The sequence below is a fragment of the Sphingobium limneticum genome (assembly GCF_008710165.1).
In the GTDB taxonomy this organism is placed as follows: Bacteria; Pseudomonadota; Alphaproteobacteria; order Sphingomonadales; family Sphingomonadaceae; genus Sphingobium; species Sphingobium limneticum.
Genome location: NZ_VYQA01000001.1, coordinates 536682 through 546126, shown reverse-complemented (window position 1 = coordinate 546126; position 9445 = coordinate 536682). Strand labels below are relative to the sequence as shown.

The following is a 9445-nucleotide window of genomic DNA, read 5'->3' as shown; positions in this document are numbered from 1 at the left end:
AACCCGAGCTTCGCAGCTCACGTAGGAAAACAACCCTTCGCTCCGGTAATCGCCGCCCCGCATCTCAAATCCTTCAACCTCAGTTGAAGGCGTCTGAATCACCTCAAGCGGCTCAAGGAAAGAGCCTTTTTCCGCAACCTGCTAAAGCGCTCAAGGCTTTTGAAGCGATCGGCATGACAGTCGAGGAAGCCACGCTGTCCGAGCCTGCAGCGGATATGTGGCGCACCGCCGTTGCACTGCGCTTCTGGTCGGTCGGCGCGGATTTGCAGGCTTTTTATGACGATCCAGCCAAACGCGCGCTGATGAAGCCGGAAGCGATATGGGAAGTTGAAGGCGGCATGAAACTGACCGGCCCGCAACTGGCCGTCGCGTCCGCCGGTCGATCGCGTATCTATCAGGCGTTCGAAGCTGCATTCGCGAAATACGACTTTCTGGTACTGCCCACAGCCCAGGTCTTTCCGTTCGATGTCAAGGAACGCTGGCCGACGGAGATCGCCGGGAAGCCCATGGACAGCTACCATCGCTGGATGGAAGTCACCTTGCCGGCAACGATGGCGGGTTTGCCCGTGCTTGCGGTGCCCGCCGGATTCGGCGGAGCTTTGAAACTCCCGATCGGCCTCCAGATCATCGGGAAGCGCCATAGCGACCTTGCCGTCCTTCAGGTCGGGCATGCCTATGAAAAAGCGTCGCTCTGGATCGCCGCCAATTTGCCATCCGCCTTGAATGGTTAGATGACGGGCGGCCTGTCTGCCACCTTCTGGAGGAGAGTCGGCAAGCGGAACATCTGACGGAAGAGGTTTTCTATCGGAGATGCCTCGCTCCGCCGATTTATGATTTTTTGTCAAATTGCTATCCGCTCCATGGCGGCGGTTCATCCGATAGATAGATTTTGCGCCTTGTAAGCCCGACCAGGAAATCCATATTGTGCAGTGCAGCATAAACGGATCATCCCGGTATCAAACCGTCATGGTCGCAAGACAGGAGACTATCGTGTGGCCAGATTATCCGTCACGCTCGCTCGACTTGCCGCAATGCGAGGGCATCATTCCATCCACGCCGATGACGACCGGGCAAGCCGTCTGCATGACTTAAATGCGTTCGGGTCCAACCCCGGCGCGTTGAACGCAAAAATCCATGTTCCCGCTCGCATTGCCGAAAGGCCCGCTTTGGTCGTCGTGCTGCATGGCTGTACGCAAAGCGCTGGCGGTTATGATCGCGGTTCGGGCTAGTCGCAGTTGGCGGATGAGCATGGTTTTCTGTTGCTGTTTCCTGAGCAGCAGCGCGCCAACAACCCCAATCTCTGCTTCAACTGGTTCTCTCCCACCGACAATGGTCGCGACCGGGGCGAAGCATTGTCCATCCGTCAGATGATCGTGGCGATGATCGATGCTCATGATATCGATCCGTCCCGCATATTCGTGACCGGCCTTTCCGCCGGCGGCGCGATGACGTCGGTGCTGTTGGCTAGTTATCCGGAACTCTTTGCTGGCGGTGCGATCATCGCCGGCTTGCCGCACGGATCGGCTTCCAATGTCCCGCAGGCACTGGAAGCGATGCGGGCGCCAGGAAGCTATAGTACGAAGGATATGGGTGACCGGGTGCGTCATGCGTCGGACCATCATGGTCCTTGGCCGCGCATTTCGATATGGCATGGCAGCGCCGACGCGACGGTCAGCAGCGCCAATGCGGATGCGATCCTCGCCCAATGGCTGTCAGTCCATGGCCTTGAGCCGGCACCGCACGAGGCGGAACAAATAGCCGGCCATCGCCGCCGGGCCTGGAATGATGCAGCGGGACGCCCGCTCATCGAGGATTATCGCATTGCCAATATGGGCCATGGCACCCCGCTGGCCACGACCGGGCAGGATGCTTGCGGCGTAGTGATGCCGCATATGCTGGAGGCGGGAATTTCTTCGACGCGTCGCATAGCGTCTGCCTGGGGTTTGCTAGAGACTAAGGCGGAGCGCGCCCAAGCGCAATCGGCTGGGGAAACTCTGAAGGAACGCCCAAATCTGCCGGTATCAAGGATAAGCCGTCTGGAACCGTCGCCATCCGAACCTTCGCGCCCGACCATATCGGGGAAGGCTGGAGTTGAAAAGATTATCCACGACGCGCTCCGGGCGGCCGGTCTCATGCGATAGATGGCGGCTCTATTTGACTTCGCCCGCAATCCCTCGCCCATTTTTTGCGCGACGAGAATGCTCGCTCGCAACCGGGGCAGATATTCGAAGGCCGCTTCAACTTATGGTGGGCCATGACAGGATCACAGTCCAATTTTCTCGAGCACCGTCGCAACCTCGGGGTCGATGGCGTGATCGGATTTGGGTGTGAGGCGGTTTAGCGCGGTACGCAGTCGCTGTTGCGCCACCATCAATGTCTTATGCCGCACCTCGCGCGTCGCATTGGTACGCCAAGATCGGCTCTCGCCCAGCAACGCTGCCCATTTCGCCTCTTCTGCCGCCAGGATCGACAGTGCCAGTCGCAGACCATCCCGGCGGCCATGCGCATAATCCTGTTCCATAGCTATTCCTCGGCAATTCTCAGTCTATGCGTCGCTCATGTGCAATCTTGGTTCTCCGGTCAACGCAGGAAATAGGGCCTTTGCGCCGGCCGACTATCGCATCGGCGCAAGTTGATTCAACAGCCTCATCGCTGTGCCGGGAGGGTTGGAGTGCCGCGACGGGTGCGGGACATTGTGTCAGTCCACTCCTATTTCCGACGTGGGAAGACGGTCATGGATCGCGATCACCCGGTGAAATTTGATTCCGTGCTTCCAAAGCTGCTCGTAGCAGTTCTCTGGCGGTGTCTTCCGCGGCATCGGGGGTCATGCTGACCGCCACACCATCCGGTCCGTCAAGCATCACCTGGCCTTCTTCAGCAAAGGCCTTCCCGCCTTCTTCATAGACATATGCTTGAGACATAGCTTCTCCACCATTCCACTGGCGATGGACGCTTGCGAAGACAGACGGTTCCCTCACTCCCCTATGAACAGGTAGGAGGGGTCGAACTCGCTCAGGCGCCGCAGCGCCGGCAAATCCAGTATGGTCACCCGCCCGCGCTGCATATGCATCAGCCCGCGTTCCCGCAGTTCCTTCAGCATGCGGTTGATATGGACCGATGTCATGCCGCACGCTTCGCCTATGTCGGCCTGAGTCAGCGGGCAGGAGAATTGCCTGCCGTCACTCAGTTCCACGGCACGCAGCTTGGCTTCGATTTCACAGAAAAAATGGCCGACACGGGCGACTGCATCCAGGCGACCCAAACGGAATATCCATTCGCGGTGCATGGCCGCATCGAGCAGGGTGCTGAACCACAGCAGCTTCGTCAGATTGGGCCGGTCCCTCACCAACTGGTCGATGGCCTCGTGGCGAACAAGCGCAATCCTGCACGGGCCCAAGGTTGCGACGTCGTGATCCAGCCGCTTTAACGGATATCCATGCAGGTCGACGAAATCCCCTGCAACATGCACTGCCACCAATTGGCGCACACCCTCCCGATCATCCATATAGCGGCATATAAAGCCTTCGATCAGATAGGTGCTGACGCCGATCGGTTGCTTGGAAATCGCAAGGCTGTGGCGTGCAGGCACATTTTGCACGGCATGAACGCTCGCCTCCAGCGCTTGGAGGTCTTCTGAGGACAGTTCATCCCGGCGGCGGTCACGGAGAAAATCGTTGAAAATCGCCATAAGCCATCTTCCTTACTCCATAGGCCTGCGTTCGCGAAGTGCCTGAAGCATTATGCGCAGTCTATAGCGAGCGCGACAAGGCAGATTGAAGCGATCAGCGATAGGCCGATCGATGTCCGAAAGATCCACCGCCCGCAGTCCCCTCTCTCCATCCTAACATGGCGGGCTAACGCCCGGACCGTTCGGTAGGTCCATATTCGCTAGGGAAGTCACGAATATCATGGATTTGAGCCGCGTGAATAGCGGCCCTGATGCTTGGCGCATCGCGGATTGAGTAAACCCAGATCAAGCCGCCACAGGAAAATCGATCGGGTGGATGATTTGGCGGTGAACAAACTGTGTCTGACGCGTTGTGAAGGCTTGGGTCGATCTTGTCGGCCAATGCCTCGAACAGCAGTGACGGACCTTCGATGCGCAGACGACAGGCGCGTCGTGACAGAAAAATATGATCCGCCTCATTGCGATTGAACGATATGCAGAAAGGCGACACGCAAATGGCCAAGACACCCAAATCCGGCGGCAAGACGATCGGCGGCGAAACCCATCAGACTGCCGAAAGCCTGGATACGGCCGTTATCACGACCAATCATGGCGTGCCGGTTTCCGACAATCAGAATTCGCTGAAGAGCGGATCGCGCGGACCCACGCTGCTGGAGGATTTCGTCCTTCGCGAGAAGATTTTCCACTTTGATCATGAGCGAATCCCTGAACGTATCGTCCATGCGCGCGGATCGGGCGCCCATGGCGTGTTCGAGGCGACCGACGACATATCGGACCTCTCCCGGGCCGCTGTCTTCACCAAAGGCGAGAAGACCGAGGTTTTCGTCCGCTTCTCGACCGTGGCGGGCGGCGCGGGGTCCGTCGACACGCCGCGCGATGTGCGCGGCTTTGCCGTCAAATTCTACACGCGCGAAGGCAATTGGGATCTGGTGGGCAACAACATCCCGGTTTTCTTCATTCAGGATGCGCTTAAATTTCCCGACCTCGTCCATGCGGTCAAGATGGAGGCCGATCGTGGTTATCCCCAGGCGGGGAGCGCGCATGATACTTTCTGGGACTGGGCCTCGCTGATGCCCGAAACGACGCACATGCTGATGTGGGCGATGTCCGACCGCACCTTGCCGCGCTCTTTCCGCACGATGGAAGGATTCGGCGTCCACACATTCAAGCTGGTCAATGAAAAGGGCGAAGCCCATTTCGTGAAATTCCACTGGAAGCCCCGACTTGGGATTCAGTCTACCATTTGGGACGAAGCGCTGAAGCTTCAGGCGGCGGACAATGACTATCAGCGCCGCGACCTGTTCGAGGCGATCGACGCCGGCGATTTCCCGCAATGGGATCTGGGTATCCAATTGTTCGACGAGGCGTTTGCCGAGGCGCAACCCTATGACGTGCTCGACGCGACCAAGCTCATCCCGGAAGAGGATGTGCCCGTGCGCCTGATCGGCACGCTGACGCTCAATCGCAATGTCGATAATTTCTTCGCCGAAACCGAGCAGGTCGCATTTCTGCCCTCGAATGTTCCGCCAGGCATCGATTTTTCGAACGATCCGCTGCTTCAGGGCCGGCTCTTCTCCTATCTGGACACGCAGAATTCACGGCTTGGCACCACCAACTTCCATCAGATCCCGGTAAACGCACCGCGCTGTCCGTTCGGCAATTTCCAGCGAGACGGAAAAATGCAGACGATGGTGCCCAAGGGCCGTGCCAATTATGAACCCAACAGCCTGGCGGCGCATGGCGAGGAAGGTGGACCGCGCGAAAGCCCGGACGTCGGCTTTGTAACGGCGAATGCCGCCACTGGCGCTGAAGAGAGCGGCGACAAGCTGCGCGTGCGGGCGGAAGCCTTCGCCGATCATTACAGTCAGGCGCGGTTATTCTACCGTTCACAGACGATCAGTGAACAGGCCCATATCGCTTCGTCCTTCGTGTTCGAACTCTCGAAGGTGGCACAGCTCGATCAGGTGCCCGGCCGGATGGTGGCCAATCTACGCAATGTGGACGAAGACCTGGCGAGCCGGGTTGCGGACGGCCTAGGGATCGATCTGCCGAAAAAGACGCCCGCCGCCAAGGAGCCGATCGACATGCCGCCTTCGGACGCACTTTCGATCCATAAGAATATGCTGGCGACGCTTGAGGGGCGCAAAGTCGGCATTCTGATCGCGGACGGCAGCGATGCCGACGAACTGGCAGCAATCGTCACGGCAGTAGAAAAAGCCAAGGGCAAGGCTGTTGTCGTCGCGCCCAAAGTCGGTGGCGCAAAGCTCTCCAACGGCAAGCAGCAGAAGGCCGATGGTCAGCTGGCAGGATCGCCGAGTCAGATTTTCGATGCCGTGGCGATCATAGTGTCGCAGGAGGGCTGCGCGACGCTGCTGAACGAAGGCGCGGCGGTCGAATTTGTGATGAACGCCTTTGGCCATCTCAAGGCGATTGGCGCGAATGAGACAGCGCAGCCCTTGCTCGACAAGGCCGGCGTGGTGCCCGACGCGGGCGTCACAGGGGTCGATGCAGCGTTCGTCGAGGCGGCGGCTCTCCGCTTCTATGACCGCGAACCATCGCTGCGTATGCTGGCTTGAGAGAAGACATGATGAGCGATCAGTTTAACGCCTGGTCGCTCATGTCTTTTTAGCCGGGCCAGATGCAGTCGTCGCCTACCTGATATCCTGTTCCACCTGTTGCAGGATCTTGGGCTTTGCCCGGGCCGATTTCAGATCCAGTGCACGACATTGTGCCACGAGTCGCGTTGGTTCGATCTCGATGCGGACATAGCCGCTATGGTCCAGGTCATGAAAGCGGATGTGGGGGTTATTGGCGCGAACCTCGCCGAAGCGGCCGGCTGGCGGCGATTGGGCAGCAAGGGCGGAGGTGACGATTTCGGTCGCCACTGGCGGGGTGCCATCCGCCCGATGCAGGTCGTTCAGCCAAAAACTGTGGACGTCGCCGCTTAGAATTAGGGGATTGCGGACATTGGGCCGGGCCAGCTGATCCAGCAGCCGCGAGCGGCCTGCGGCATAGCCGTCCCACTGGTCGCTATAGACGGCGTCACCCGCGCCATCGAGCGCCAACGGCGCAAAAAACACGCCCTGCGCCAATAAAGTCCAAGGGCGCCGCTCTTGGGAAAGGCGCTGAGCCAGCCATGCCTCCTGCGCCTGTCCCAGCATGGTCCGATCGGGCGCCAAGCGTTCGGCGCAATGATCGAGCCGGACGTTGCGGGCTACCGACGGCGCCGCGCATGGCGGGCTGGACCGGAATTGGCGCGTGTCGAGCATGGAAAGCGATGCCAGCTCGCCCCAGTCCACCCCATGATAGAGGCGCGGGCTGGCCATCGAGCGCCACAGGCTGGGGCGGATCGGCATATGTTCGAAATAGGCCTGATAGGCCGCCGCTCGCCGCGCCGCGAAAATTTCGGGAGGTAGCCCCTCTCGATTGGCGAGCGCGGCATAATCGTTCAGCACCTCATGATCGTCCCATGTGACGAGCCAGGGCACGCGCCGGTGCGCTTCCTGCAAATCCGGATCGGTGCGATAGAGGGCGTAGCGGGCGCGGTACCCATCCAGATCGCGTGGTTCGGGCGCACCGAAGTCGCGGACCTTGGGCTGGTCGGGATAGGATGTTTCGTAAATATAGTCGCCGACCTGCACGATCAGGTCGGGATCGCCCGCGAGCATGTCGCGATAGGCGCCGAACCATCCCAATTCCCAATGCTGGCAGGATGTGAGCGCCAGCCGCAACCGGTCGGTGCGGTCCGGCACGGTGGCGGTGCGCCCGACCGGGCTGGTCGCGCCAAGCGCATGGAAGCGATAATGATAGGGTCGCCCCGGTCGTAGTCCGGTCAGTTCGATATGGATGCTGTGCGCCGCCTCGGGATGCGCGTTCAATTCGCCGGTGCGGACGATGTCGCGAAATCCTTCATCCTCGGCGACCTCGTAACGGACCGGGATCGATCCGGCCCGAAGAGGGTGGGCGTCGGGGCCGACGAGGCGCGTCCACAACACGAAGCCGTCGCGGGATGGATCGCCGCTGGCGACGCCGAGCGCAAAGGGGTCGGCCTGCGCAGTGAAGGGGGCGGCGAGCACCCGGAGCGGCGTGGCGCCAAGCGCGACAATGGCGCTGAGCACGGCGCGGCGATGCCAGGGAGGGGCTTGCATCGGGCGGCCCTATCGGCGGCGTTTGACAGTAATGCGACAGCGGCCCCCGACGAATGTGGATATTGTCCCGATATTGTCATGCCGACTGGCTAACCGCCCCGCTCATCCGAAGGGGGAAGCCGCCGTGACCTGGTTGAGGGATGTAGACCGCTGGTTCATTGATGAGATATTGCCGCACCGGGTCGCTTTCCGGCGGCAGGCGGCTCGGCTGGTCCCCACGGCCGAGGCCGAGGATCTGGTGCAGGAGGCTTATGCTCGCGCGATCAATGCGTCGCATCATCGCGAGATCGTCAATCCCCGCAGCTTCGTCCTCACCATCATCCGCAATCTGGCGCATGAACGTCATCGTCGCGCCACCATCGTCCGGTTCGAGCATCTGGCCGATATGGAGGCGATGGAAATTGCCGATAGCGCGCCGGATCAATTTGCAGTGCTATCGGGCAATATGGAGCTGGCACGGCTGATCGCGTTGATGGAGCAATTGCCGCCACAGGCGCGCGCGGTGGTGAAGATGCGGCGGATCGAAGGATTATTGCCGGGCGATATAGCGGTGCGGATGGGTTTGTCGGTCTCTACTGTAGAGAAGCATCTTGCCAAAGGGCTGGCCATTCTTGCCTATGCGATGCAGGAAGCGCCACCGCAGGAAGAAAGGGTCCCGTTTTCGCGCTTATGGCAACGCCACCGACACCAGAGAAAATGATGGAGGAAGCCGCCGGCTGGCTGGCGGCGCTCGATGCAGGCTCGGTCACGCCGCAGGCTTTCGAACAATGGCGTGCGGCCGATCCCCGCCATGCCATCGCATTTGCCCAGGTGGCCCATGCCTTTGAGCAGGTGGAGCGTCTACGCGCGGTCGAGGACCGTCCGGCCGAACCGGCGCCCACCGCCATCAACCGCCGTGGGATGTTGCGCGCCGGCGTCTTGGCTGGTGGGGCGTCGGTCGCCGGCGCGCTGCTGGCGGTACGGGCCACTGCGCGCGAACATGCCGAAACCGCGATAGGTGAACGGCGCGCGCTGGTGCTGGACGACGGCACCCGGATCGAACTTAATACGGGCACGCGGATCAGTTGGCGGATCGACAAGGGGGACAGCCGCATCTGGTTGGAGCGTGGCGAGATCGGCCTTACGGTTCCGGCTTCGCTGCGCGGCAAGCTGACATTGGAGGCAGGGAGCGCACGATTCACACTCGGCGCCGGCAGCTTCAATGCGCGACAGCAACCTGAATCCTTCAACTTTCTCGTGTTGAATGGCATGGCCGATAGCGTGCGGGGCGATGGACTTACAGCAGGGGCGATGGCGCGCGTGATCGGCCAGAACGTGGCTATCGGACCGGCCGACCCGGTAGCGCTGGACCGGGCGCGCAGCTGGAAAGATGGGCAACTGGTGTTCGAAGGCGAGAGCCTCGACTTCGTCGTGGCCGAATTCAATCGCTATCTCGACCCCAGGATCGTCATCGCCGATCCGGCGCTGTCGCGCATTCGGCTGGGGGGGCGTTTTACGACCACCAACCCCAATGATCTGCTGACCGCATTGCATGCGTCGTTCGGCATCCGATCGCAGCGCAGCGAAAATGGCGCCATTACCCTCACGGCCGGCTGATAATTTTTTTGCA

General features: G+C 60.6%; 10 protein-coding genes. 5 read left to right on the top strand and 5 right to left on the bottom strand.

Annotated features, from left to right (window positions below; genetic code table 11):
- The coding region (locus F4U95_RS02090; protein ID WP_246171464.1) for an amidase family protein at positions 1 to 731 on the top strand (731 nt) is incomplete at its 5' end.
- Between the two features lie 504 nt (positions 732 to 1235).
- Entirely contained in the window at positions 1236 to 2141 is a 906-nt protein-coding gene (locus tag F4U95_RS02085; protein WP_343032310.1) for an extracellular catalytic domain type 1 short-chain-length polyhydroxyalkanoate depolymerase, read from the top strand.
- Here F4U95_RS02085 and F4U95_RS02080 read toward each other — a convergent pair.
- The 4 genes from F4U95_RS02080 to F4U95_RS02065 all read right to left on the bottom strand — a co-directional run bounded on the left by F4U95_RS02080 (position 2131) and on the right by F4U95_RS02065 (position 3688).
- The gene (locus F4U95_RS02080; RefSeq protein WP_120253321.1) at positions 2131 to 2256 is read right to left on the bottom strand and encodes a DUF2256 domain-containing protein; all 126 of its coding nucleotides are present in this window, start codon (positions 2254 to 2256) and stop codon (positions 2131 to 2133) included. The genes F4U95_RS02085 and F4U95_RS02080 overlap by 11 nt on opposite strands.
- Before the next feature lie 7 nt (positions 2257 to 2263).
- Complete coding sequence (locus F4U95_RS02075; protein ID WP_120253320.1) at positions 2264 to 2521, bottom strand: hypothetical protein; 258 nt, start codon at positions 2519 to 2521, stop codon at positions 2264 to 2266.
- Between the two features lie 211 nt (positions 2522 to 2732).
- Positions 2733 to 2921 carry a hypothetical protein gene (locus F4U95_RS02070; protein ID WP_120253319.1) on the bottom strand — a complete coding sequence of 63 codons (189 nt, stop codon included), beginning with the start codon at positions 2919 to 2921 and terminating at the stop codon, positions 2733 to 2735.
- 53 nt (positions 2922 to 2974) lie between these two features.
- Complete coding sequence (locus F4U95_RS02065; RefSeq protein ID WP_120253318.1) at positions 2975 to 3688, bottom strand: Crp/Fnr family transcriptional regulator; 714 nt, start codon at positions 3686 to 3688, stop codon at positions 2975 to 2977.
- Positions 3689 to 4182: 494 nt separating this feature from the next.
- Between F4U95_RS02065 and F4U95_RS02060 the strand changes: the two genes are divergently transcribed.
- Entirely contained in the window at positions 4183 to 6264 is a 2082-nt protein-coding gene (locus F4U95_RS02060) for a catalase (protein ID WP_120253606.1), read from the top strand.
- Positions 6265 to 6339: 75 nt separating this feature from the next.
- Here F4U95_RS02060 and F4U95_RS02055 read toward each other — a convergent pair whose 3' ends face one another.
- The gene (locus tag F4U95_RS02055; RefSeq protein WP_120253317.1) at positions 6340 to 7836 is read right to left on the bottom strand and encodes an alkaline phosphatase D family protein; all 1497 of its coding nucleotides are present in this window, start codon (positions 7834 to 7836) and stop codon (positions 6340 to 6342) included.
- Positions 7837 to 7960: 124 nt separating this feature from the next.
- On the opposite strand from F4U95_RS02055, the gene F4U95_RS02050 reads away from it, so the two are divergent.
- Positions 7961 to 8536, top strand: a complete 576-nt coding sequence (locus tag F4U95_RS02050) for an RNA polymerase sigma factor (RefSeq protein ID WP_120253316.1) — start codon at positions 7961 to 7963, stop codon at positions 8534 to 8536.
- Positions 8533 to 9432, top strand: coding sequence for a FecR family protein (locus F4U95_RS02045; protein WP_161600360.1), 900 nt, complete (start codon positions 8533 to 8535; stop codon positions 9430 to 9432). Before F4U95_RS02050 ends, F4U95_RS02045 begins: the two co-directional genes overlap by 4 nt.
- Positions 9433 to 9445: the final 13 nt, after the last annotated feature.